This is a genomic window from Geodermatophilus sp. SYSU D00691 (genome assembly GCF_054050275.1).
Map to the genome: position 1 here is coordinate 269577 of NZ_JBJGYZ010000001.1, position 23799 is coordinate 293375.

Consider the following 23799-nt stretch of genomic DNA (forward strand, 5'->3'; position numbering starts at 1 on the left):
GCCGAAAGCGGGAGGCGCGGCTCAGACCCGGGAGGACTGGCGGCGGACGACGGCGAGCAGGAACAGCGCGGCGAGCGCCTCCCCGAGCTCCTCCACGAACGTGGCCGTGGCGTCGGTGAGCGGTCCCCAGGAGCCCCGGATCGCGCCGACCGCACCGGTGACGACGTCCAGGCCGAGCGCCGCGGCCGCGTAGACCGCCATCGCCAGCACGACCGCGCCCGCGCCCGGCACGGCCCACCGGCGGCCGGTGACCCGCAGGACGACCAGCCCCGCGACCGTCAGCCCGAGGCCGGCGGCCAGGGTGAGCGCCGGCGACATGCCCGTCTTGGCGAAGCCGTGGACGCTGACCAGCTTGGCCAGCGCCAGGGCCACCCCGGCCAGGGCGACCAGCCCCCACCACGCCGCCGGCCCCGCCTGCAGCCGCCGCCGGGCCCGCCAGGCCAGGACGGCGACGGCCACGAACAGCCCGGTGGTGAACAGCCGGGGCAGGCCGCCGAGGGCGTCGAGGTCGACCAGCCGCGCGACCGCGGAGCCGCCGCAGCGCCCCCACCCGCAGTGCAGCCGCACCGCGTACCCGACCACGTAGAGCACCAGCGCGACCCCGGCCAGCGCGGGGACCCACCGCGGCCGCAGCGCGGCCGCCTGTCCCCCGTTCGTGGTCATCTCCCGATCCTGCCCCGCCTCCGCGCCGAGAGGGGTGCGAGTTGCCTGTGAGAATGCGCGCGTGAAGGTGCTGCACGTCATCACCGGCCTGGGCGCCGGCGGCGCGGAGACGCAGCTGCGGCTGCTGGTCGCGCACAGCCGCCACGACGCCGACGTGGTGGCGCTCTACAACGCCGGCTCGGTCGCCGCGGCGCTGCGGGCCGACGGGGTCGCCGTCACCGACCTGGGCATGCGCAGCAACAAGGAGCTCGGCGCCGTCCTGCGGCTGGCCCGGCTGATCCGCGCGGGCGGCTACGACGTCGTCCACACCCACCTGTTCCGGGCGTGCCTGTACGGGCGGATCGCCGCGCGGCTCGCCGGCGTCCGCGCGGTCGTGGCGACCGAGCACTCCCTCGTCGACGACCAGCTCGAGCACCGGCCGGCCGGCCCGCGTCTGCGGCTGCTCTACCGGGCGGCCGAGCGGCTCGGCCGGCTCACCATCGCCGTCTCCGGGGCCACCCGCGACAACCTGCTGCGCTGGGGCGTCGCCCCCGGGCGCGTGGTCACCGTCCCCAACGGGCTCGACCTCGGCGCGCTCGCGTTCGACGCGCGGGCCCGCGAGCAGGTGCGGCACGCGTGGGGCATCCCCGAGGACGCCGCGGTGGTGGGCGCGGTCGGCCGGCTGCACCCGGACAAGCGGTTCGACGTCCTGCTCCGCGGCCTGGCCGGGTCGCTGCGCGAGGGACGGCACCTGCTCGTCGTCGGCGAGGGCGCCCAGCGGCCGGCCCTGGAGGCGCTCGCGGCCGAGCTCGGCGTCGCCGACCGGGTGCACCTGGCCGGGGAGCAGCCGGTGGCGGCGCACCTGGCGGCCATGGACGTGCTCGTCTCGCCGTCGCGGTACGAGACGTTCGGGCTGGCCGTGCTCGAGGGGCTCGCCGCCGGCCTGCCCGTGCTCTACCACCGCTGCCCCGGGCTCGACGAGCTCGCGGCCGTCCCGGCGACCGCCGTCCGGCTGCCCGACGACGACGGGGAGCTGGCCGGCGCGGTCGAGAAGGCGCTCGCCGCGCCGCCGGAGCGCCGAGACCGCCCCGAGGAGCTGCAGCCGCTCGGCATCGCCGCCGTGGCCGCCCGGGTGGACGACCTCTACCAGCGCTGAGGCGGGCAGGCGCCGACGGCACTACGGTCCCCACCAGGAGATCCACCGACGGAAAGAGGTTCCCATGTTGGTCCGCCGGATCGCCCGGCCGCTGCTCGCCGCCCCGTTCGTCGTCCTCGGGGTCGACGCGCTGCGCAACCCGGCGCCCCGCGTCGCCGCGGCGCGGCCGGTCGTCGAGAAGGTCGCCGAGCAGGCGGACAAGCAGCTGCCGGTGCAGGTGCCGCGCGACGCCGAGCAGTGGGTCAAGATCAACGCCGGGGTCATGGTGGGCGCCGGCGGGCTGCTCGCGCTGGGCCGGTTCCCCCGGCTGTCGGCGCTGGCGCTGACCGGCTCGATCGTGCCCACCACGCTCGCCGGGCACCGCTTCTGGGAGAAGCAGGGGCCCGAGCGCCAGCAGCAGATGATCCACTTCCTCAAGAACGTCGGCCTGGCCGGCGCCACGCTGATCGCCGCCGTCGACACCGAGGGCAAGCCGTCGGTCGGCTGGCGGGCCCGCCGCGCCGCCCGCCGGGCCGGCGACGCCACCGAGCGCCAGCTGGCCAAGGCGCAGAAGAAGGCCGAGAAGGTGCAGAGGAAGGCGGCCAAGCAGGCCAAGGCGGCCCGGAAGCAGGCCAAGAAGCAGGCGAAGAAGGTCAGCAGCTGACCTCGCCGCAGTCACCCGCGGGAGCGCTCCGGAGGATCGCCTTCCTCCTGGAGCGCGCCCGCGAGCCGTCGTACCGGGTGCAGGCGTTCCGCTCGGCCGCCGCCGTCGTCGACGCGATGGACGACGCCGAGCTGGAGCGGCGGATCCGCACGGGCACCCTGACCGACCTCAAGGGCATCGGCCCGAAGACGGCGACCGCGATCGTCCAGGCCGCCAAGGGCGAGGTGCCGGAGTACCTGGCGAAGCTCGAGGAGCAGTTCGCCGAGCTCGTCCCCCTGGCCGACGACGTCGCCGAGTTCCGGGCGATGCTGCGCGGCGACCTGCACAGCCACTCGGACTGGTCCGACGGCGGCAGCTCGATCCGCGAGATGGCCGAGGCGGCGATGGCGCTCGGGCACGAGTACCTGGCGCTGACCGACCACTCCCCCCGGCTGACCGTCGCCAACGGCCTCACCGCCGAGCGGCTGGAGCGGCAGCTCGACGTCGTCGCGGCGCTCAACGAGGAGCTGGCGCCGTTCCGGATCCTCACCGGCATCGAGTGCGACATCAACGTCGACGGCTCGCTCGACCAGACCGACGAGCTGCTCGGCCGGCTCGACGTCGTGGTCGCGAGCGTGCACTCCGAGCTGCGGTCCGACGCCGCCACGATGACCCGGCGCATGCTCACCGCGATCGCGAACCCGCACACCGACGTCCTCGGCCACTGCACCGGCCGGCTGGTCATCGGCCGCCGGCAGCGCAACGGCACCCAGCGGCCGCGGCCGGAGTCGCAGTTCGACGCCGAGGCGGTGTTCGCCGCCTGCGTCGAGTTCGGGACGGCGGTGGAGATCAACTCCCGCCCCGAGCGGCTGGACCCGCCGCGGCGGCTGCTGCGGCTGGCGGTCGAGACCGGCTGCGAGTTCGCCATCGACACCGACGCGCACGCGCCCGGCCAGCTGGACTGGCAGGGCAACGGCTGCGAGCGGGCGGTCGAGTGCGGCGTCCACCCCGACCGCGTCGTCAACACCTGGACGGCGGACGAACTGCTGGAGTGGACCGCGGGCTGACCGCGCAGCCCGCGGTCCACCGCCGGCTCGCACGGCGACGGGGTACGGCGACTCCACGACGTCGAACTCGCGACCGACGAGGGCCGGCAGCAGCGCCGGCCAGCCGTCGGGGCGCCTCACGGCTCCTCGGCACCCCCGGTCGCCTCGGCGAGGGTCGTCCAGGCCTGCGGGTCCTCGCCGCCGATCCGCCAGACCGCGACACCGCGCAGCCCGGCATCGCGCGCGAGCTCCTGCTTGGCGGCCAGCGACCGGGCGTCCTCGAACCACACGGTGTGCGCGACGCCGTCCGCCTCGTAGGTGAAGGTGACGCCCGCGGCGTCGGCGTCCCAGCGCGGCGACGCGCCCACCCGCCGGGCCAGCGCGGCCGCCTCGGCCGCCGTGACGACGGCGCCCTGCCCGCCGGCCCAGTCGTAGCCGTACGTGGCCAGCCCGAGCATCAGCTTGTCCTCCGGGACCTGCTCGATCGCGTAGGCGACGACGTCGCGCACCCAGCCCAGCGGGGCGACCGGGCCGGGCGGGCTGCCGCTCCCGGCGTGGTCGTAGGCCATGACGCGCACCTGGTCGGCCGCCGCGCCGAGCACCCGGTAGTCGTAGGCGGCGGCGTGGGTCACCTCCCCGGTCCGCGCGGGCACCGAGACGGTGAGCTGCAGGTCGCAAGCGTGCAGGTCGTCGGCGAGCGCCTCGACGAACTCGGCCAGCGCCGGCCCCGCGTCGGGCGGCAACGCCTCGTAGTCGATGTCGACGCCGTCCCACTGCTCCCGGACGGCGGTCTCGACGAGGAGCTCCCGGTGCGCCTCCGCCCAGTCCGGGTTGCCCAGCAGGTGGGCGACGAGGTCGCCCTGCCAGACGCCCGCGGCGACGTTCTGGACGACGGGGACGAGCCGTGCGCCCGCCTCGCGCACCCGGTCGACCACGTCGATCGAGGGCGGGGTCAGTGCCAGGGTGCCGTCGGGACGGACGGTGGCCCAGGTCGGGCTCACCTCCCGGACCCCGCCGACCTCGACCGCCTCGGACACCGAGTCGGCGGCGCCGGGGTCCCAGACCGGCAGCCAGGCCGCGGCGACCAGCCGGTGCGACGGCTCCCCCGGCGACCACGGGCGCAGCAGGACGGCGGCCGCGCCGCCGGTCCGCACCACGAGGGCGGTGACCAGCACGATCCAACGCCTCACGACGCCACCGCCGCCGGCGCGCCGTCGTCGACGACGACGGTGCCCTCGACGAGGGTCCGGTGGTCGACGGCGGCGGAGCGGGCGAGCTCGTTCCAGCCCACCCGCGCGCCGCGCAGCACCGTCAAGCGGGACGCGTGGAGCAGGAGCGAGGTGCACGGCAGCGGCAGGACCAGGACGGTGACGAGTGGCCCGGCGCCGGGCGGGGACACGGCCCGGCGTCGGGAGCATGCGACCGCGAGCGCGGTGTGAAGAACGGCGAACAACGGCGACGCCGCCGGGGCGACGGGGGCGGTGATCCCGTCCGCGCGCAGGCGCCGCCGGCGGCGACCGGAGGGGAGGAGGACCGGGCGGTCGGCTGCGCGCTTCTCACGCAGGGTGGACGAGGCCATGAGGGGTCCTTGCAGAAGGTGTCACCGGGGCGCGCGGAGGCGCGGCGCGGTGGGGGGACCGGGCAGGGCGGGGCGCCCCGCGACGCGTCGGTCGCGGGGGGCCGGTCAGCCGGGCGAGAAGCCCGGGTCGTGCGCGGGGACGAGGACGTCGGCGGTGCAGCCCGCCGCACCCGGCGGACCGTCCGCGACGGGCTCCGTGCCGGTGGCCGGCACGACGCCGGCCACCGCTCGCTCGGTGCCGCCGGCGGACGGCACCACCCCTGACCCGCAGGCGCCGTCGGGCGCCGGCTGCGCCGGCGCGGGCGGGCTCGGGACCGGGGACTCGGGCGCGGCCGTGCCCGGCCCCGGGGGCGCGGCTGCGGACGAGGACGCGACAGCCGTCGACGTGCCGGGCAACCGGCAGTCGGACCCGCCCCGCGGCTCGTCCCGGTCGGGGACGGCGATCGGCTGCGCGGACGGGCCGACAGGAGCGGCGCTCAGCAGCGCGGCGGACGCGGGACCGGCAGCGGGCACCGCGGGCGAGGGGGGCCGCTCCGGCACCGCCGCGGGCACGTCGGCCGGGCGCCCCGGCGGGGCAGCGGCCTGGGCGTGCGGCGGAGGTCCGGCGGCCTGCGCGTTCCCCGGCCGGCCGGTCGGCGGGGCGTTCGCCGGAGGCGCGGCCTGCGGGGCGGGCCCGGGCTGCCCTGCGTGTGGCGGGCGCTGCGGGCCGGGTTCCCCGGGCGGCTCCCCGACGCCCGGGGCGGGGGTCGGGCGCCCTGCCTGCTCGGGCGGGCCCGGCTCGGCCGGAGGGCCGGCGTGTGCGGGCCGGTCCCCGGCCGGCTCGGCGGACGGCTGACCGGCGTCGTCCTCGGTGGGCGCCGGAGCCGGGTGGGGAGGCCGGCCCGCGTGCGGAGGTGGACCGGTGCCGGGCGGCGGACCAGGGTCGGTGGCCGGCTCGGGCGCGGCGGCGGGCCCGGGCTCGACGGCGGGCTCCCGCGCGACGGGGGCGGGTTCCGGCTCCGGCGCGGAGGCCTCGGGACCCCGCTCCGGCGGTGGCCCCTGATCCTGCGGTGGCGCGGCCGGGGAGGCAGGGGCCGGCATGGTGCCGGGCTGCTCCGCGCGGGCCGGCCCACCGGCGACGGCTAGCAGCACCCAGGCGCCCAGCACCAGGGCGAGCGCGAGGACCAGGCGGGTCCCGGGACCGCACGCAGCGACCTCGTCCGGCGGCACCTCCTGCCCGGTGCCGCGGGACCGCCGCGCAGAGTGGTCGTCGCGCATGCCTGCTTCCGGTCGCCGCGCGTCCCCCTCGCGCGACGGGACGTCATCGGACCCTGCCGTCGCCCACCCTTGTGACCCGGCCGGCCAGGCCGCAAACGATCCGTCCTGCACCGAACGACACGCGTGATCGCCGGGACGGACCGTGATGTGCCGCAACGCAGCGTCGCCACCAGCGGATAGCGTTGGACGTGGACGCGCTCGCTGTTCGTCTCGCAGACTTGTTTGCGTCCGCAACGATCCGTAGCGTGCGCTCGGCCCGGAAGCCCCCGGGCGGTGCCATCCCCTGGAGCCGCGAGTGCCGAACATCCTGGTCGTCTGCCCGAGCATCACCGCGGAGCACGCCCGGAGCTTCTGCGCCGCGGCGCAGGCCGCGGTCGACTCCGGCGCCGACCTCCGGGCAGTGCTCGTGGCCAACAGCACGGCGACGCAGGAACTGGTCACCGAATGGCCGGAAATCGTGATCCCCGGCGACAACGCGGGGTTCGCCGCGAGCATCAACCGTGGCGTGGCAGCAGGTGGGGAGTTCCGCTGGCTGGTGGTCGCCAACGACGACCTCGACTACGACGCGGGCACCTTCCGCCAGCTCGCCGAGGTGCTCGGGGCCGAACCCGCGACGGGCCACCGGATGCTGCGGCTCAACGACGAGGGCTGGCAGCGACTGCCCGGGATCGGCGGCGTGTTCACGAACCTCTCGCTGCTGGAGAAGGTGACGCGACGCGGCGCGGGCATCCCTCGCCCCTCCGTCGCCGCGCCGTCGGGATCGGCGTTCCCCGGCTTCAGCCTCGTGGCCATCACCGCCGACCTCTGGGACGACGTCGGCGGCATGGAGGAGGCCCTGCCGTTCTGCTTCGAGGACGCATGGTTCGTGCGCCGGGCCCGGGCGTCGGCGGGCGGGCTGGCACTGGACACGCGCGACCTCGGCGTCCGGCACCGGGAGTCCTCGACCACCCGGGCCAACATCCGCCTCGTGCTGCCGGTCATCAGCTGGTCGGCGCTGGTCTACCTGCAACTGCTCGGCGTGCCGGCCGGCCTGGCGAGGGCGTTGTGCGTCGCTGCGCTGATCGTGCGTGCCCCGCTCTCGCTCCTCGCCTCTGCCGCCCGTGGGCCGCACCTGCTCGGCATCGGGCGGTCGATCCGGGCGGTGGCCACCGGCCGGGAGCCGAGGTTGCCCGCGCCGGGGATGCCCGTCCGGGCCTGAACGTCAGCCGGCCCGCCACCCCGCGAGCCGGTCCCGCACGGTGCGCGCCCACGGTGCCCGGTCCCTGGCGAACCGGACGGCGGCGGTGCGGCCGCGCACCAGGTGCGGATACCCCCTCGCCCCGAGGACTCCCGGCCGGCTGAGCAGCAGCCGCTGGTTGGGGACGACGTCCGGTCGCCAGCGCAGCTTGTAGTCCTCGGTGCCCCGCAGCATGGAGTACCGGGTCAGGCCGGCGGCCCGTGCCAGTTCGACGTCGTTGCCCACCTGCATCGAGGCCACGTCGATGAGCTGCTTGAGCCGCGGGGAGATGCCGGCGAGGTAGTACCCCAGGAAGTCGTGCCCGAGCAGGTCGAGCTGGCACCCGAGCACCTCACCACCGACGCTGTAGGCGACCACGGCCGCCGAGCCGTCTGCGACCATCCGCGGCACCGCCTCGAGCAGGTGCCCGGCGAAGCGGTCGCTCAAGTGCTCCGGGTTGATGCCGCGCCCCGCCCACTGCTCGGCATGCAGCCTGAGGAGGACCTCCATGGCCTCGCGCGCCTCGTGCGGAGGCACGACGGTCGCCTTGACCCCGCTGGCCTCGAGCTTGCGCAGCTTGCGGCGCAGCACGTTGCCGGTCTTGCTCGGCACCCGGGCGAGCAGTTCGGGCAGCGGGAGAGCCGGGAGCTCGAGCACCGTGTCCGAAGGGCTCCGGGAGACGCGGCCGGGCCAGGCCGCGGCCCAGTGCTGCGCGGCGCTGGTGGGACGCACCTGCGGCAGGTCGACCAGCCACCACCCCGGCTCGGCCACGACCGCCCGCGCGAGCGCGGGCACGGCGGACTCCGAACCGGCGGCGACGAGGACGTCGGTGAAGTCGCTGATGGGGTCGCCGAGCGGTACCAGCACCGGCCACGGCCCCCGACGGACCAGGTGCAGCGGCGCCGCGGCGACCAGGCGGGCACCCTCCCGCACGAGCACGACCCGCAGCCGCCCCGGCGGGCAGTAGGCCCGCGACCACGCCGCGAGCCAGGCGTGGCTCTGGAACGGTGTGGTCGCCGGCGCCGCGGCGTACAGGGCGGCCCACTCACCTGCGAGCGCGTCGAACGCCGCCTGGTCTCGGACGACCTCGGACACCACCGCCGATCCCCTTCCGTGCTGCCCCGACGACGCCGTCCCGACCACTCGTCCCGCTCCTCGCCGGCACCACCTCGCGGGCGCAGAGATCTCCCAGCCCCTCCCGCTGAGGACGAAGGCACACGCGAGCGCGTTCCCGGATCACCCGATCGGGCAGTCGACGCGCCGGACGGTCAGTTGCTCAGCGAGGCCGTCGTCTGCCGCAGCGCCGTCTCGCTCGGCGTCCCCTCGACCGCGAAGCCGTCACCGGTGTACACCGTGAATGCCTCGACCCAGTCCCAGGACGCCGCGATGTGCAGCGCCTCGGACAGGTACTCGGACCGCTCCGGCTCCGCCACGTGGTACCAGGCGCCCGGTGTGGTGTCGTAGCCGAACTCCCCGATGACGACGTCACGCCGGATGCCCTCGTCCTCGTACACCTGGTCGCGCAGCCGCTCGACGCCGAGGAAGGTCATGTCCTTGACGCCGAAGTCGGTCTCGACGTCGTGCTGCCCGGCGACGACCTTGGGGTCGTAGCCCACGCCCTCGGCGCCGGCGTAGGGGTGCACGCCGAGCTGGTCGTAGTAGAAGCCGTTCTCGGCGTTGCCACCGCGCTCGGCCAGCGCCTCGCTGAGGGCGTGCATGTAGCCCAGGTCGTTGTTGCTCAGCACGCCGCCGATGAGCTGCGCGTCGGGCTCGACGTCCTGGACGGCGGTCCACACCGCCTTGAGCAGGTCGGCGTAGGCGCCGGGGTCGGGGCCCTGCCGCCAGGCCTCGCGGATGTTCGGCTCGTTCCACACCTCGTAGCCGGCGACCTGGGTGCCCCACCGCGCCACGAGCTGCGCGAACAGGGCCGCCCACTCCTCGGCGCCCTCGCCCTCGGGGCCGTACCAGGTGCCGCGGTCGTCGATCCACGTCGGCGTGCTGTTGACGTGCAGGTACACCTCGAGACCGAGCTCGCGGGCACGGTCGACGAGCGGGTCGAGCGGTTCGGTCCGGCACGGCCGGTCCGGCGACTGGCACAGCCAGCTCAGGTCGGCCGTCACCCGCACGCCGATCGCCCCGTAGTCGGCGGCCGCCCCGACCTCCGCGCGGGCGCTCTCGACGGTCTGCGTCCCACCGCCGGGCAACTGCCCGCCCACCGGGTTGACCCACTGCACCACGACGTTCCTGCCGGTCTCCGGCGGCGGCGCGACGGTCTCGTCCTGCTGCGTGGTGGGGGGTGGGTCGTCGTCGCTGCGCGCGACGGCCACCGCGACGGTGCCGGCCACCGCGAGCACGAGGGCGACCAGCAGGACCGGCCAGCGACCTCGCCCACCCCCGGACGACCTGTGCCCCGGCTGCGCGGCGTGCATGCCCATCAACCGCTACGGCTCTCGGGACGCCGTGCGCGGCCGGACTGCTCCGTCACACGCATGGGCGAACCCTCCCCGAAGTGCTGCCTACGGCGCCGTGGACGGCGCACCACCTGCGATGATGGCCGGGACGATACCCCGCGGTCCGGGGGTTCCGGCCGGGCGAGCACGCCATGTTCATCAAAGTTCAACCAACTCCGATCGGAGCGAGCGATGTCCACCGCCATCTCCGAGCGTTCGTCGCAGGACGCCTCTGCGGTCGGCCTGCCCGGCCTGCGGCTGCTCCTGCGGCGGTCCTGGTGGGTGGCGCTGGGGCTGGTCGTGGGGCTGATCGGCGGGTTCGCGGCGGCCCGGGCGCTGCCCCCGGTGTACGAGGCGACGGCGATCCTGACAGTCCAGTCGACCGGCTCGGGCGACCCCGTGAGCCTGTCCCGCGCGGCCCAGGCCCTGGCCCGGACGGCGACCCAGCCCGGCGTGGTGGGCGACCCGCTGCGCGCGGCCGGCCAGGCCGAGGCGGCCGAGTCCCCGCGCGACTTCGTGCAGGTGCAGGCCGCGCCCGATGCGCCGATCATCCGCGTGACCGGCACCGCTGAGGACCCTGAGGACGCGAGGGAGATCGCCGACACGGTGAGCGAGACCGTGGCCGGCGTCGGTCCGCTCCCGCCCTTCCAGGCAACGGTGGCGGCGGAGGCCCCGCTGCCCACCTCCACGACCACGCCGGCGTGGATGGTGCCGGTGGGTGGCGCCGCTGCGGGAGCGGCTCTCGCGGTCGTCCTGGCCGCGACGGTCCCTGGCCGGGCGGACGGGCGCCGGACGCGGTCGTCGGCCGCCTGAGGTCAGCGCGCGGCGCGACGCCGGCGGCGGACGATCCGCTGGGCGAGCACCAGACCCAGCAGGAGCCCGATGGCGGCAGCGGCGATCATCAGCGGCAGGCTGACCAGCGCCGCGCCGGTGGGTGGTGCAACCGCCTCGGCGACCTGACGCAGCGTGTACTGCGGGACGGGGGCGGCGGTGTTCTGCGCGAGCAGCTGGTCGGCGTAGGCGTTCGCCCAGGTGGCCGACCGGTCCGCGTCAGGGGTGGTCACGGCGATCGTGACGATCGGTGCGTTGGGCGCCTGGGTGACCGAGACGCTCGAGGCGAGCTCGGCCGGGCTGACGTCGAGGGCGCCGGCGACCCCGGCCCGGAGCTGCTCGGAACCGCCGACCTCGGCCCAGATGCCGGCGACGGGGATCGAGACCTCGGCCGCCGGGTCGCTCGGCAGGACCGCGACGAGCGCGGTGGCCGTGTACGAGGAGGGCGCGAGGCGGTTGGCCGCGAACGCCCCACCGCCGAGGAGCAGTGCGCCGAGCAGCGGGAGCACGACCAGCCACGGCCAGGCGCGGGCCCGACGGCGTGCGGCCACGACCGGCGGGATCGGCGGGACCGGCGAGGAACCGGCCGGCACGGGCTCCCCCGGCCCGTCGTCGGACGCGCCGTCCGCCTGCGCGACGCCCGCCGACTCCTCGGTCCTCACCTCTGCCACACGACCGATCGTAGGGAGCGCACGCCGGGGAGCGCCCCGGTGACCACACCAACAGGTGAGAAGGGACGCCGGGAGGGCGCCGTCCGGGCGGCCGCCCGGATCCTGCTGGCAGACTGGCCGGACGGCGGACAGGCCGGGACGAGGGAGCGGCGATGACCACGGTGGCGGCTCCCCGCCGGCGCGCCCTGGCACTGGACTGGCCGCAGGTCCGCGGCTTCCTGGCGCGGCCGGGTACCTGGGTCGCCGCCTCGGTCCTGCTGCTGGCGGCAACGCCGGCGGAGGGGCCGTCAGCCACTGCGGTGGCCACCCCCACCGACCTGGCGATCGTGATAGCCGCCCTCTGCGCCGCCCGGCAGGTCCTCCGCGGTGAGCGCCTGGCCGTCGTGCGCAGCATCCCCGCCGCCGGGTTCCTCGCCATCGCCGTGATGAGCGTGGTCGCGGCGGTGCTGGCGCCGAACTTCCCCGACAACCTCATCGGCGCCGCGCGCTGGGTGGAGCTCTTCCTGCTCGCCCCGCTGGCGGTCATGGTGGCCCTGCGCACCCGCTCCGACGCGGTGGTGGTGCTCGGCTCGCTGGTCGGCCTCGCGCTGGCCGAGGGCGCGCTGGGCCTGTTCCAGTTCGCCACCGGCACCGGGGCCGGGATCGGCGAGGAGGCCATCCGCGCCGTCGGCACGTTCGGGGCCTACAACATCGGCGCGCTGGCCAACCTCACCGCGATCGGCTTCGTCATCTGCCTCGCCGTCGCCGTGGTGCGCCACGGCCGGACCCGGTGGTGGGCCGCCGGCGCGGCCGGGGTGCTGCTGCTGGCCAACGTGGCGGCGCTCAGCCGCGGGGCCTGGGTGGCCATGGCGGTCGGCGCGGTCGTGGTCCTCAGCCGCGGACGGCCCGCGCGGCTGCTGGCCACCCTGGCCGCCGCCGGGCTCGCCGCCGCGCTGGTGATCCCCCCGCTGATCAGCAGCGGGTCGGCGATCGGCGAGCGGGTGCAGAGCCTGCTGTTGGCGGACTCCGAGCCCGACCAGTCGCTGATGGACCGCGAGGCGCTGTGGCGGGCGGCCACCCAGATGGCGCTGGACAACCCGGTGACCGGCGTCGGCCCGCGTGCCTTCCCCGACCACCGCGACGCCTACGCCGACTTCAGCCTCCTGGGGTCCAGCGACATCTCCTTCGGCGCCAGCTTCGAGCGGGTGGAGCTCAAGTCGCCGCACAGCCTGTACCTGCTGGTCGCCAGCGAGCAGGGCGTGGTGGCGCTCGTCGTCTTCGCCACGGTCCTGGCGGTGCTGCTGGCGCGTGGGCTGGTGCGCGCCGCCCGCCGACGGTCCGACTGGTCGACCACGCTCGCGCTCGCCGGCGTCGGTCTGCTCGGCTACGAGTTGATGGTGTTCGTCACAGGCGACCTGGGCGGGTCGGGCTCGGTGCTCACCGGCGTGGCGCTCGGACTGGCCGGCTGGGCGGCTGCCGACGTCGACCTGGAGGAGTCCGCCCCGTGACCGCCGTCCTGCTGGTCTGCCCGAGCATCACCGCCGAGCACGCCGCCCGGTTCTGCGAGTCGGCGGCGACGGCGGTCGAGAAGGGCGCCGACCTGCGGGCGGTGCTGGTGGCCAACGACGCCGGCACGCAGGCGCTCGCCGCCCGGTGGCCCGCCCTGGTCGTCCCCGGGTCGAACGCGGGGTTCGCCGTCAGCATCAACCAGGGCGTCGCGGCCGGCGGTGACTTCCGCTGGCTCGTCGTGCTCAACGACGACCAGGACTTCGACGCCGGCACCTTCGTCCGCCTCGCCGAGCACCTGGCCGCCGAGCCCGCCGACGAGCACCGCATGGTCCGGCTCACCCAGGAGATGCCGTGGCGGCGCATCCCCGGCGTCGGCGGGGTCTTCGCCGGCCTGTCGCTGCTGGAGAAGGTGGCCTGGGGAGTGCGGCGCCCACAGGCGACCGCCGACGAACCCGACGACCCCGGCCTGTACCCGCCGCTGAGCCTGGTGGCCATCAGCGCGAGCCTCTGGCGCGACGTCGGCGGCCTCGAGGAGTCGCTGCCGTTCTGCTACGAGGACGCCTGGTTCGCCCGGCGGGCCCGCGCCTCGGCCGGCGGCGTGCGGCTGTCCAGCCACGATCTGGGCGTGCACCACCTGGTCGCAGCCACCACGGCCTCGCGCATCGACGTCGTCCTGCCGGTGATCGCGTGGTCGGCGGTGGTCTACCTGCGGCTGCTCGGCGTCCCGTCCGCCGCCGCGCGGGCGCTGTGCGTGCTCGCGCTGGTGATCCGGGCGCCGCTGTCGCTGGGCGGCAGCGCCGACCCCCGCAAGCACCTGCGCGGCATCGGCCGGTCGATCGCGGCGATCGTCACCGGCCGGCAACCGCGGCTGCCCCGCCCCGGCGCACCGGCATGACCGACCTGGACGGCGACCCGGTCACGACACCCGGCGACCGCCGGCCGCCGGGTCTCCCGGTGAAGCGGCTGGCCGGGTTCCTGGGCCTGCCGCTGATCTCGGCGATCGCGCCGTTCCTGGTGCTGCCGGTGCTGCTCGGCTTCGTCGGCACCGAGGCGTGGGCGGCGATCGCGATCGGGCAGTCCATCGGCGCCGGCGCGTCGACGTTGGTGCTGCTGGGCTGGACCGTCGTCGGCCCGGCGCTGGTCGCCGAGTCGCCCGACCGGCAGCGCGCGCTCTACACGCAGAGCCTGGTCTCGCGGCTCACGGTCTTCGCGGTGGCCGCGCCCGCTGCGATGGTGCTCGCGGCGGTGCTCGCGCCGGCCGACGAGCGGGTCTCGGCGGCGCTCATGGCGCTGGCCATGGCCATGCTGGGCCTGTCGCCGTCGTGGTTCTTCATCGGCACCGGCCGGCCGTCGGCGATCGCCGCGTACGACACCGTGCCGCGGGTGGCCGCGGCCGCGCTGGCGGCGCTCCTGGTGGCGCTGGTGCCGTGGGCCTGGCTGTACCCGGCCGCGCTGATCGCCGTCCCCGGGGTGGCCACCGTGCTGGCCACCGCCCGGTACGGCGCGCGGGTCCCGTTCGCGCCGCTGCGGACGACCGGGCAGGTGGTGCGGCAGCAGTGGGCCGCCGTCGGCGTCTCGGTGCAGGCGGCGCTGAACACCACCCTGCCCATGGCGCTGCTGGCCTGGGTGGCGCCGGGCGTCGTGGCCGGCTACGCGGCGCTGGAGCGGGTGACCAAGTTCGTCATCTTCGCGCTCAGCCCGGTGGGGCAGGCCTTCCAGGGCTGGGTGGCCGAGCCGAGCGAGGACCCGGCGCACCGCCGTCGCACCGCGCTGCTGGTCACCACCGGCGTCGGCGTCGTCCTCGCCGCCGGCTTCCTGCTCGCCGCCGACCTCCTGCTGCGCGTGCTGTTCGCCGCGAAGATCGAGGTGCCCGACGCCGCGATCTGGTTCTCGGCCGGGGTGATCGTCTGCGTGGCGCTGGGGACCACGCTGGGCTTCCACCACCTGGTGCCGCTGAAGATGAGCGGCTGGCTGGCGGTGAGCACCGCGGTGAGCATCGTGGTGGCCGCCGTCAGCGTCGTCCTGCTGGCGCCCCGCTACGGCGTCGACGGTGCGGCGCTGTCGGTGCTGCTGGCCGAGGTCGGCGTCGTCACCACCCAGTCCCTCGCCCTGCTCCTCCGCCGCCGCCGCCGCGGTGCTTCATCGCGACAAAGCAGCGGTGCTTCGTCGCGATGAAGCGCCTCAGGACGCCGGGGCGTGCGCGCGGGCGCGCAGCCGGTGCCGCACGAACTTGGCCTCCAACCGCAGCGCGGTGTCCTGCTCCCCCACGAAGAACCGCGGGATGGCGTGCCGGCGCGGGGCCACGTGGTCGTCGGTGACGAGGGCGTAGTCGTAGCCGGCCTCGACGGTCGCCTGCACCGCCGCGCCGTCGAACGAGCCGTACGGGAAGCAGAAGCCGGGGACGTCGGCGTCGAGGACCTCCTCGAGCACCTTGCGGCTGTGCGCGACCTCGTGCGCCAGGACCTCGGGCGCGACCCCGGCGAGCCGCACGTGGGTGCTGCTGTGGCTGCCCACCTCGTGCCCGGCGGCGGCCGCGGCGCGGACGTCCTCGGCGGTCATGAGCGGCTGGCTCGGCGGCTGGTCCCAGTCGCTGGCGCCGCCGAGCTTGTCGGCCACGATGTAGACGCTGGCCGTCATGCCGTGCCGGGCCAGCAGCGGCATCGCGTGCTCGACGAAGTCGCGGTAGCCGTCGTCGAAGGTGAGCGCGATCAGCCGCGAGGCCTCGCCGCGTGCGACGGCGGCCAGCCACTCGCGCACCGACACCCCGCGGAGCCGGCGGCGGCGCAGGTGCGCCAGCTGCCGGTGCAGCCGCGGCGGGGACACGCGCAGGAAGTGCGGGTCCGGCGCCGTCGACGGGCTGATCGAGTGGTACATGAGCACCCGGGGGGCCGGCGGCAGGGCGGGGTCCACGGCGGGATCCTGCCTCAGCCGCGGGGACGACGGACCGCCGTCCGCAGCCCGTTCACCCGGAGGTACGCCTCGCGTATCCACGGCGCCCGCCCCCGCGACAGCGCCACGGCCCGCGCCCGCCCCCGGACGGCGGCGGCCTGGACGGCGGCCAGCGGCGCGCGCGGGCGCCCCAGCAGCAGCCGGCGGTTGGGGACGACGACGGGCTTCCACCGGTCCTTGTAGGACTCGCGGCCGCGCAGCATGTTGAAGGTCGACTTCCCGGCCCGGGAGAGCTCCTCGAGCTCGTGCCGCAGCACGAACGTCGTCACGTCGATCTTCTCGTAGAGGCCGGGGGCGACGCCGAGCAGGTAGCCGCACACCATGTCGTGGCCGACGAGGTCGAGGCTGGCCAGGACCGGCTCGCCGTCCAGCGAGAAGCAGGTGAGCGCGGCCGAGCCGTCGGCCACCATGCCGGCCAGCGCCGCCTGCAGGTGCGCGGTGAAGCGGGGTCGCACGTGCTCCGCCGTGACGCCGCGGCTCTCCCACTGCTGGGTGTGCAGCCGGATGAGGTCGGCCACCCCCTGCTCGATCTCGCCGGGCGGCACCTCGGCGGCCACCAGGCCGAGCGCGTCGGCCCGCCGCAGCCGCCGCCGGGCCTCCCCCGCCCGCTTGCCGCTCATCCGCTCGAGCAGGTCGCCGAAGCCGCCCACCCGCAGCTCCATGCAGGTGGAGGACTCGAAGGTCCACCGCGGCCCCCGCCAGGCACCGGCCAGCAGGTCGGCGGCGGAGGGCTCGCGCACCTCGGGCAGGTCGAGCACGTCCCAGCCGCGGATGCCGAGCAGGCAGTCCTGCACCGCGCCCAGCACCGCCGGCAGCTCGCCGTCGGGGACGTCGTCCTCGGCCACGAGGACGTCGGTGAAGTCGGTGATCGCCCCGCCGAGCGGCGCGAGCACCCGGGCGAGCCCGCGCCGGCGCAGGTGCAGCGGGGCGGCGGCCACCAGCCGGCCGGCGCCGTCGCGCACCAGCGCCACCCGCAGCCGGCCGCGGGACCCGCCGTAGACGGCCCACCACGACGACAGCCACGCGTGGGTCTGGAACGGCGTGGCCCGCGGCGCAGCCCGGTACAGGGCCGCCCAGTCGGCGGCCAGGGCCGTCAGCTCCCCCGCGGAGGTGACGACCTGCGTGCGGTAGCCCCCGCTCACGCGGGCTCCACCGTGAAGGGCATGCGCCGGATGCGGTTGTCGAAGCTCGACGGGATGCGCTCGGGCTCCCCGGTCAGCCGCACGTGCGGGGCGCGGGTGAGCAGCTCGCGGAACAGCGTCTGCAGCTCGGTGCGGGCCAGGTAGGCGCCCAGGCAGTAGTGCGGGCCGGTGCCGCCGAAGGCCACGTGCGGGTTCGGGCTGCGGGTGATGTCGAACCGGTCGGGGTCGGTGAACACGTCCTCGTCGCGGTTGGCCGAGGCGTAGAAGAGCACGACGCGCTCGCCCTGCCGGAAGCGGTACCCGTGCCACTCGACGTCACGGGTGACGTTGCGGCGGAACTGCACGATCGGCGTGGAGACGCGCAGCATCTCGTCCACGGCGCCGGGCAGGTGGGCGTCGAGGTCGGCGAGCAGCAGCTCGCGCTGGTCGGGGTGCTCGTCGAGCAGCCGCAGGCCGTGCGCGATGGCGTTGCGGGTGGTCTCGATGCCGGCGACCAGCAGCAGCGAGAAGAACGCGCCGAGCTGGCGGCTGCCGAGCCGCTCGCCGTCGACGTCGGCGGTGACCAGGCTGGAGACCAGGTCGTTCTCGGGCTTGCGGCGGCGCTGGGCGCCGATGACCCGTACCAGCAGGTGCAGCCGGGCCAGGGCGGCGAGGTTGCGGCCGGGGATGCGCAGCTTCGGCCGCTGCTCCCCCTCGACGCCGATGAGCTCGGTCGAGCCGATCACCTGGCGCAGCACCATGCCGCGGCGCTCCGGCGGGATGCCCATCATCTCGCAGATGACGTGCGTCGGGAGCTGGGCGGCGACCGCCTCGACGAAGTCGCCGGACCCGCGGCGCAGGACGTCGTCGACGAGCTCGGTGGAGATCCGCCGGATCGACTCCTCGATCAGCGCGACCCGGCGCGGGGTGAACGCCTTCTGCACGATCCGGCGCAGGTCGGTGTGCCGGCGGCCGTCCATGTTGACCATCGACTCGCCGAAGACGGCACGCACCCAGCGCTCCGGCGGCGGGGTGGTCACGCTCGGCTCGCTGCTGAACAGCTCGGGGGCCTTGCTGGCCGCGACGACGTCGGCGTGCCGCACCAGCGCCCAGAAGCCGCCGCCGGGCTCGTCGGGCGCGGCGAACCAGCAGGGGGCGTCGAGCCGGCGCAGCGCCGCGAAGGCGGCGTGCTGCTCGGCCGGGGGCAGCGCCCAGAAGCCGGGGTCGGCGAGGTCCACCTCGGAGTGCGCCTCGGTCATCTACTCCTCGTTTCGGCACGGATCGGTGCACGAGCATGCAGCAGGACGGCCGGTTCCTGCGCGGCCCCCGACGCGGGTGTCCCCGACCGGGCGAAATAGGCGCCCCCCAGGGGCGTCCCGGCGGGGCGCCGGGAGAGGATCGGTCCGTGCCCGTCCCGTCCCTCCGGATCCTCCACGTCGTCCAGAAGTACAGCAGCGGCGTGGGTGTGGCGATCGCGCAGTACACCCGGTCGCTGCCCGAGGCCGAGCACCACCTGCTGTCCGGGACGCCGGTCGACGCCGAGGGCGACCTGGCCGAGCAGGCCGACTTCGCCTCCACGCACCGCATGCAGGGCGGCGCGCTGGCCAAGGTGCGCCGGGTGCGCGAGGTGGTCCGGCAGCTGCGGCCGGACGTCGTGCACGCCCACTCCAGCCACGGCGGCGGCTACGCCCGCCTCGCCGTCCGGCGGAACGCCCCGTACCTCGTCTACACGCCGCACTGCTACGCCTTCGAACGCCGCGACATCTCCGGATGGGAGCGGGCCGCCTACCTGGTCACCGAGGGGCTGCTGGCGCAGAACACGTCGGCGTTCGCCGGCTGCTCGGCGCGGGAGGTGCAGCTGTCGGCCTGGCCGGGACGGCGCCGCGCCCCGCGCGTGCTGCTGCCCAACATCGCCCCGCCCGAGGGGGTGCGCACCGCGGAGCGGGAGCCGGGCCCGCCGCTGGTGGTCGGCGGCGGCCGGTTGCGGCCGCAGAAGGACCCGGAGTTCTTCCTCGCCGCCGTGCAGCGGCTGCGCGGCAAGCTGCCCGACCTGCGCGCGGTGTGGCTGGGCGACGGCGATCCCGGCCGCGCGGCGGCGCTCGAGGCGGCCGGCGTCGAGGTGTCGGGCTGGCTGCCCCGCAGCGTCATCCTCGAGGAGCTGGGGCGCGCCGACCTCTACCTGCACTCCGCGCGCTGGGAGGGCTTCCCGCTGATGGTCGCCGAGGCCGTGGGGCTGGGGGTGCCGACGCTGGTGCGCCGGCTGCCCAGCTTCGCCGACGTCCCCGACCGGCTGACCCTGGACGGCGACGACGTGCGGCCGGCGCTCGACCTGCTCATCGATCCCCCGACCGCGACCGCCAACGTGCACGGCTGGGCCGAGGTGCTCCGGCACAACACCGTCGCCGAGCAGCGGGCCGCGCTGCTGGCGGTCTACGGGCCCGCGGTTCAGTAGGCGCCGCTGCTGCGCAGGACCGCCCGGACGGTCCGCCAGAGGATCCACAGGTCCATGCCGATCGACCAGTTCTCGACGTAGCGGGTGTCGAGCTCGACCGCCTCGTCCCAGCTGAGGTCGGAGCGGCCGCTGACCTGCCACAGCCCGGTCAGGCCCGGCTTGACCAGCAGCCGCCGGTGCATGTCGGGGCCGTACTGCTCGACCTCGCGGGTGACGTGCGGGCGGGGTCCCACCAGCGACATCTCGCCCTTGAGCACGTTGAGCAGCTGGGGCAGCTCGTCGATCGAGTAGCGCCGCAGCACCCGGCCGATCGCGGTGACCCGGGGGTCGCGCCGCATCTTGAACTGGACCTCGTTGCCCTCGTTGTGCGCCATCAGCTCGACGTCGGACGGGGCGTCGACGGTCATGCTGCGGAACTTGTAGAGGGTGAACTCCCGGCCCCGCTTGCCGATCCGTCGGTGACGGAACAGCACCGGCCCCGGGCTGGTGACCTTGATCGCCACGGCGATGACCGCGAAGGCCGGGGAGGTGAGCAGCAGGACGACGGCGGCGACCAGCTTGTCGAGCAGCGTCTTGAGCACGCGGCGGTGGCCGCGGAACTCCGGCTCGCGGATCTGGATGAGCGGCATGCTCGCCGTCGGGCGCACCTGCAGGCGGCTCGGCGCCACCTCGATGACGCCGGGGCCGACGAGCACGTCGATGCCGGTGCCCTCCAGCCGCCAGGCCAGCTGGCGCAGGTAGCCGCCCGCCGACTCGCTGGTCGAGGCGACGAGCACCGACTCGGCGCGGACCTGGTCGATCACCCGCACGACGTCGCCCAGGCCGCCCAGCACGGGGATGCCGTCGGCGACGAGCCGGGTGGACTCGTGCGGCCGAGGGACGCAGGCGCCGACGACGCGGAGGCCCGCGGTGGCGTCGCGGCGGATCCGCCGGACGAGGTCGACGACGGCGCCCTCCCGGCCGACGACGACCACGCTCTTGGTCATCTCGCCCTGCCGGCGGGCCCGGTGCAGCCGCCAGCGGTTCACCCCGCGGCCGAGCAGGGTGAGCACGGTGGCCAGCGGCACCGCGACCAGCACGCACCAGTCGAGGATGCCGTTGCGCGCGGCGCTCACGACCGCGGCGCCGGAGGTGGCGATCAGCCCGGCGAGGGCGACCCGGCGGAACTCGTCGGCGCCGGCGCCGAGCCGGCGCTCGGCGTAGGCGCCGACGAGGGCCAGCAGGGCCGGCCACAGGACGGCGGCGGCGACGACGTACCTCCAGCCGAAGAAGCCGCCGCCCAGCGTGTACATGGCGACCACGTCGGCGGCCGCGGCGAGCACGGAGTCGACGACGACGAGCGTGGCGGTGTGGCTGACCAGCCACTCCGGCGACTGCCGGCGGCGCTGGGCGTACGGGTCGTAGACCGGCCAGGCGGGGACGGCGATGCGGTGCGCCTCGGCGGCCGGCCGCGCCGGCGCCGGGCGCTGGACCGGCGGCACGGGGCGCAGCTTCTCCACCCGGCGGACCTCGACGTCGAGCTGCTCGACGGCCTCGACCGACAGCTCGGCCGGGAGGTCGGCGGGGTCGAGGACGACGTTCGGTCGCGTCTCCGGCCCGGTGTCGGCGCCGGCCTCCGCGTCCGGCGCCGGGTGCAGGGCGGTCAGGCGCTCCTTGGCGGCGGTGCGGCGGCGCAGCGCGCGCCGTCGGTCACCGTCGTCCTCGGGGGCGGGCAGGTTGGGGGCGAGCGTCACGACGACGTCCCCCTCTCCCGGTCGGCGGGAGACGGGACGACGGCGCCGTGCACGCGCGGGTGCCCGGAGGCGGCGGCGCGGGCGGCCGCGCGCCATCGACGGGGCGCGTTCGGGGTCATGTCTTCGAGTCCTCGGGGAGCGTGCGCAGCGATGTCTGCGCGGAGCGGGTCCGGTCAGCGGGCCACTGCCCTCCGTCGCGTTCGGCGCGAGGCCGGACGGCGGTTCACGGCGACGACGGGCGGGAGCTGCCCGCGGGCGCGTGTGGAGTGGCGGAGGACCCGGTCAGTCCGGCCTGACGCCCACGTCCCCGGCGGTGCGCAGGACGTGGCCGGCGCTGTCCACGCCGGCGCCCTGGCAGACGAAGGCGCCGCTCATCCCCACCAGGGCCGCCGGCACGACGGCGAGCGGGTCGTCCTGGTCGGAGCCGCCGCTGCTGGACCCGTGCCCGCCGCCACCGATGCTCGTCGTCGGCGCGACGGGCACGGACGGCATCGGTGCGACGGGCATCGGCTGGGAGAGCGGGCTGGAGGTCGGGGCGACGTCGGACGCCGGCGCCGCCCGCGCGGGAACGGCCGGATCGGCGACGGCCTTCTTCGGGGTCACCAACCGCAGGTAGGGACCCTGCCGCGGTCCGTCATGGTGCCTGGAGGCGTCGGCGACCGGGGGCGCGGAAGCCGGCTCCGCGACGAGGGTGGTGGCCGGCGGCTCCAGGACGACGGCCTCGACCGGCTCGGCGCAGGGGTCGACAGCAGCGGTGGCGGCTGCCAGGTCGGTCGTCGCGGTGGCGGCGCTGTCGGTCGTGGCGGCGTCGGTCGTGGTGGTGACGGTCGTGGCGGTGACGGTCGTCGCGTCGGTCGTCGTGGCGTCGACGGCGGCGGGGTTCGTGACCGGGCAGGAGGACGTGACCGGCGCGGGGGCGACCGGCGCGGGCGCGACGGGCGCGGCAGGCGCGACGGGAGCCGGCTCGGCCGGCACCGCGGGCGCGGCGGGCGCCGGGGGCGGCGGCGACGCTTCGGTGGGGCAGATCGGGAGCTCGACGCCGGTGGCGGCGAGAAGCGCGTCGACCTCGTCGGGGAGGGCGCAGTCGGGCAGCTCGACGACCGGCTCCTCGCCCGCCGGCGCTCCGTCGTCGGGGGCCTCCCCCTCGGGCGCACCGCCGTCGTCCGGCTGCTCGTCGCGCCACGGGACGTCGTCGAGGGGCGGCTCGTGGCCGGAGGGTCCCTGCTCGTCCGGCGGCGGGGGCTCGTCGGAGCCCCCGTCCGCCTGGTCACCGGGCGGGGGCCCGACCTCGGTGACCGGTTCACCCGCTGTTTCCGTCAGCTCTCCGCTGTCGGCGAGCCACGGGTCCGGCTGGTCGGCGGCCGGGGCCTCTGACGGAGGGGGCTCGGGCGACGGGCTCCCGGCCTCATCGGCGCGGGCGCCGCCGGCGAAGACGGCGAGCAGGATCCAGAAGCCGAGGAGCAGGAGGGCGGCGAGCAGGCCGCGGCGCAGCCAGCGGGGCATCCGGCTGGGCAGCGCAGGGCGGCACTCCACCGCCTCTCCCGCTGTTGCCACCGTCTGCCTCCGCTTGTCACCCGGGTGGACGTCACTCCCCGGAGTGGTCGAGTCCCGACCGCGTCCCCGCCCGAGACTTCGGGCGGGCTCACAGCGGGTCAACCCGTATCGTTTTGCGATCGCCCCGCACGGCGTGTACACCACGCTGCGTAGTGGTCCACGACCGGATCGCCCCCGTTTCGCAGTCGTCCTCACCAAGCGTACGCGCCGTCTTGCAGGCACGATGACCGAAGAACGAGGTCAGCGGGCTTGAGTCACGCACAAGAAATTGACTGATCATGTGACGTTCAGTCACGAGACACCCGGCAGCCTCGTCGAGCCGCAGGTCAGTCGCCCGTGTGAGCGCCGGCCCGAGGCCAACATCCGGCCGAGCGTCCCCCGAGTGGGGTACGCAGCAGTCGTTCCGGGGGCGGGCCGCCAGGCGCTCGGTGGCTCCAGCGACAGTCGACAGGAGCCCACGCCTTCGGGTGAACCTGCCCCAGGATGCGTGTCGGCCCCGGCAGTTCCGGAAAGGCGCGACAGGTGACGATGACGTCCGTGCGGCGCAGTCGAGCCGCCAGCCCGTGCGCAGAGATCGATACCCCGGAATGTCGCGACTGGATCGCGAGCGAGGCGCTGCGGCTGCGTGCTGCCGGCGACTCCCGTGCGGCCCGGCGCATCGCCCTGGACGTCTGCGAGGAGGTCTGGTTGCGGACGGGCTCTCGCCGCACCGCGGACGCCGCCTATCGGGACGCCCTCCGGATCGCCCGACGGGCCCTCAGCGGCAGCCCGTCCTGGTCCTGGGCCTAGCCCGTCGCCGGAAGGGCGCCGTGCCGGATCAGCTCCCTCGGCGGCCGAGGGCGCGGTAGGTCCAGCCGGCGGCGACCCAGGCGTCGCGGTCGAGGGCGTTGCGCCCGTCGAGCACGCGCTTCTGCCGCACGACCCTGCCGAACTCGACCGGGTCCAGTTCGCGGTACTGCTGCCACTCGGTGAGCACCAGGACGGCGTCGGCGCGCTCGGCCGCCTCCTCGGCAGTCGCCACGTGGTCCAGGT

Annotated in this window: 22 protein-coding genes; 9 read left to right on the top strand and 13 right to left on the bottom strand. The window is 75.9% G+C overall.

Going from position 1 to position 23799, the window contains the following annotated elements:
* Positions 1 to 21 precede the first annotated feature (21 nt).
* Complete coding sequence (locus ACI797_RS01335; protein WP_456856466.1) at positions 22 to 663, bottom strand: hypothetical protein; 642 nt, start codon at positions 661 to 663, stop codon at positions 22 to 24.
* A 61-nt stretch (positions 664 to 724) separates the two neighbouring features.
* On the opposite strand from ACI797_RS01335, the gene ACI797_RS01340 reads away from it, so the two are divergent.
* The 3 genes from ACI797_RS01340 to ACI797_RS01350 all read left to right on the top strand — a co-directional run bounded on the left by ACI797_RS01340 (position 725) and on the right by ACI797_RS01350 (position 3487).
* On the top strand, positions 725 to 1798 hold the full coding sequence (locus tag ACI797_RS01340; RefSeq protein WP_456856468.1) for a glycosyltransferase: 1074 nt from the start codon (positions 725 to 727) through the stop codon (positions 1796 to 1798).
* A gap of 64 nt (positions 1799 to 1862) precedes the next feature.
* A complete protein-coding gene (locus ACI797_RS01345; RefSeq protein ID WP_456856470.1) occupies positions 1863 to 2441 on the top strand; it encodes a DoxX family protein in 579 nt (192 codons plus the stop codon).
* Positions 2438 to 3487: a PHP domain-containing protein gene (locus ACI797_RS01350; RefSeq protein ID WP_456856531.1), complete on the top strand. Its 1050-nt coding sequence runs from the start codon at positions 2438 to 2440 to the stop codon at positions 3485 to 3487. The genes ACI797_RS01345 and ACI797_RS01350 overlap by 4 nt, the downstream gene beginning before the upstream one ends.
* Before the next feature lie 116 nt (positions 3488 to 3603).
* Here ACI797_RS01350 and ACI797_RS01355 read toward each other — a convergent pair whose 3' ends face one another.
* From ACI797_RS01355 to ACI797_RS01365, 3 genes are all read right to left on the bottom strand, one after another.
* Positions 3604 to 4656 (bottom strand): glycosyl hydrolase family 18 protein, encoded by a 1053-nt coding sequence (locus ACI797_RS01355; RefSeq protein ID WP_456856475.1) that lies wholly within the window; start codon positions 4654 to 4656, stop codon positions 3604 to 3606.
* Positions 4653 to 4865: a hypothetical protein gene (locus tag ACI797_RS01360; protein WP_456856479.1), complete on the bottom strand. Its 213-nt coding sequence runs from the start codon at positions 4863 to 4865 to the stop codon at positions 4653 to 4655. The genes ACI797_RS01355 and ACI797_RS01360 overlap by 4 nt, the downstream gene beginning before the upstream one ends.
* Before the next feature lie 285 nt (positions 4866 to 5150).
* Positions 5151 to 5303 carry a hypothetical protein gene (locus ACI797_RS01365; RefSeq protein ID WP_456856484.1) on the bottom strand — a complete coding sequence of 51 codons (153 nt, stop codon included), beginning with the start codon at positions 5301 to 5303 and terminating at the stop codon, positions 5151 to 5153.
* Positions 5304 to 6597: 1294 nt separating this feature from the next.
* On the opposite strand from ACI797_RS01365, the gene ACI797_RS01370 reads away from it, so the two are divergent.
* Positions 6598 to 7500: a glycosyltransferase family 2 protein gene (locus ACI797_RS01370; protein WP_456856488.1), complete on the top strand. Its 903-nt coding sequence runs from the start codon at positions 6598 to 6600 to the stop codon at positions 7498 to 7500.
* 3 nt (positions 7501 to 7503) lie between these two features.
* On the opposite strand, the gene ACI797_RS01375 is transcribed toward ACI797_RS01370, so the two are convergent.
* Positions 7504 to 8613, bottom strand: a complete 1110-nt coding sequence (locus ACI797_RS01375) for a GNAT family N-acetyltransferase (protein ID WP_456856492.1) — start codon at positions 8611 to 8613, stop codon at positions 7504 to 7506.
* A gap of 173 nt (positions 8614 to 8786) precedes the next feature.
* Positions 8787 to 9947 (bottom strand): hypothetical protein, encoded by a 1161-nt coding sequence (locus tag ACI797_RS01380; RefSeq protein ID WP_456856494.1) that lies wholly within the window; start codon positions 9945 to 9947, stop codon positions 8787 to 8789.
* A gap of 213 nt (positions 9948 to 10160) precedes the next feature.
* On the opposite strand from ACI797_RS01380, the gene ACI797_RS01385 reads away from it, so the two are divergent.
* Positions 10161 to 10781, top strand: a complete 621-nt coding sequence (locus ACI797_RS01385) for a Wzz/FepE/Etk N-terminal domain-containing protein (RefSeq protein ID WP_456856496.1) — start codon at positions 10161 to 10163, stop codon at positions 10779 to 10781.
* Between the two features lie 2 nt (positions 10782 to 10783).
* Here ACI797_RS01385 and ACI797_RS01390 read toward each other — a convergent pair whose 3' ends face one another.
* Positions 10784 to 11470, bottom strand: coding sequence for a hypothetical protein (locus ACI797_RS01390; RefSeq protein ID WP_456856498.1), 687 nt, complete (start codon positions 11468 to 11470; stop codon positions 10784 to 10786).
* A gap of 152 nt (positions 11471 to 11622) precedes the next feature.
* Here ACI797_RS01390 and ACI797_RS01395 point away from each other — a divergent pair, with 152 nt between their 5' ends.
* Genes ACI797_RS01395 through ACI797_RS01405 form a run of 3 tightly spaced genes read left to right on the top strand, consistent with a single transcriptional unit; the run spans position 11623 to position 15133 of the window.
* Positions 11623 to 12957 carry an O-antigen ligase family protein gene (locus tag ACI797_RS01395; RefSeq protein ID WP_456856503.1) on the top strand — a complete coding sequence of 445 codons (1335 nt, stop codon included), beginning with the start codon at positions 11623 to 11625 and terminating at the stop codon, positions 12955 to 12957.
* Positions 12954 to 13853 carry a hypothetical protein gene (locus ACI797_RS01400; protein ID WP_456856507.1) on the top strand — a complete coding sequence of 300 codons (900 nt, stop codon included), beginning with the start codon at positions 12954 to 12956 and terminating at the stop codon, positions 13851 to 13853. Before ACI797_RS01395 ends, ACI797_RS01400 begins: the two co-directional genes overlap by 4 nt.
* Positions 13850 to 15133, top strand: a complete 1284-nt coding sequence (locus tag ACI797_RS01405; protein WP_456856512.1) for an oligosaccharide flippase family protein — start codon at positions 13850 to 13852, stop codon at positions 15131 to 15133. Before ACI797_RS01400 ends, ACI797_RS01405 begins: the two co-directional genes overlap by 4 nt.
* 6 nt (positions 15134 to 15139) lie before the next feature.
* Here ACI797_RS01405 and ACI797_RS01410 read toward each other — a convergent pair whose 3' ends face one another.
* Genes ACI797_RS01410 through ACI797_RS01420 form a run of 3 tightly spaced genes read right to left on the bottom strand, consistent with a single transcriptional unit; the run spans position 15140 to position 18287 of the window.
* Positions 15140 to 15868: a polysaccharide deacetylase family protein gene (locus ACI797_RS01410; protein WP_456856515.1), complete on the bottom strand. Its 729-nt coding sequence runs from the start codon at positions 15866 to 15868 to the stop codon at positions 15140 to 15142.
* A 14-nt stretch (positions 15869 to 15882) separates the two neighbouring features.
* Positions 15883 to 17049 carry a GNAT family N-acetyltransferase gene (locus tag ACI797_RS01415; protein WP_456856517.1) on the bottom strand — a complete coding sequence of 389 codons (1167 nt, stop codon included), beginning with the start codon at positions 17047 to 17049 and terminating at the stop codon, positions 15883 to 15885.
* The gene (locus ACI797_RS01420) at positions 17046 to 18287 is read right to left on the bottom strand and encodes a cytochrome P450 (protein WP_456856519.1); all 1242 of its coding nucleotides are present in this window, start codon (positions 18285 to 18287) and stop codon (positions 17046 to 17048) included. The genes ACI797_RS01415 and ACI797_RS01420 overlap by 4 nt, the downstream gene beginning before the upstream one ends.
* A 146-nt stretch (positions 18288 to 18433) precedes the next feature.
* Here ACI797_RS01420 and ACI797_RS01425 point away from each other — a divergent pair, with 146 nt between their 5' ends.
* Entirely contained in the window at positions 18434 to 19480 is a 1047-nt protein-coding gene (locus ACI797_RS01425; protein WP_456856521.1) for a glycosyltransferase family 4 protein, read from the top strand.
* Here the strand turns inward: ACI797_RS01425 and ACI797_RS01430 are convergent.
* The 3 genes from ACI797_RS01430 to ACI797_RS01440 form a co-directional block, all read right to left on the bottom strand.
* On the bottom strand, positions 19474 to 21213 hold the full coding sequence (locus ACI797_RS01430; RefSeq protein WP_456856523.1) for a sugar transferase: 1740 nt from the start codon (positions 21211 to 21213) through the stop codon (positions 19474 to 19476). The two genes, ACI797_RS01425 and ACI797_RS01430, sit on opposite strands and share 7 nt — an antisense overlap.
* 282 nt (positions 21214 to 21495) lie before the next feature.
* Positions 21496 to 22746: a hypothetical protein gene (locus ACI797_RS01435; protein WP_456856525.1), complete on the bottom strand. Its 1251-nt coding sequence runs from the start codon at positions 22744 to 22746 to the stop codon at positions 21496 to 21498.
* A gap of 838 nt (positions 22747 to 23584) precedes the next feature.
* A partial coding sequence (locus tag ACI797_RS01440) for a UDP binding domain-containing protein (RefSeq protein WP_456856527.1) occupies positions 23585 to 23799 on the bottom strand: 215 nt, incomplete at its 5' end.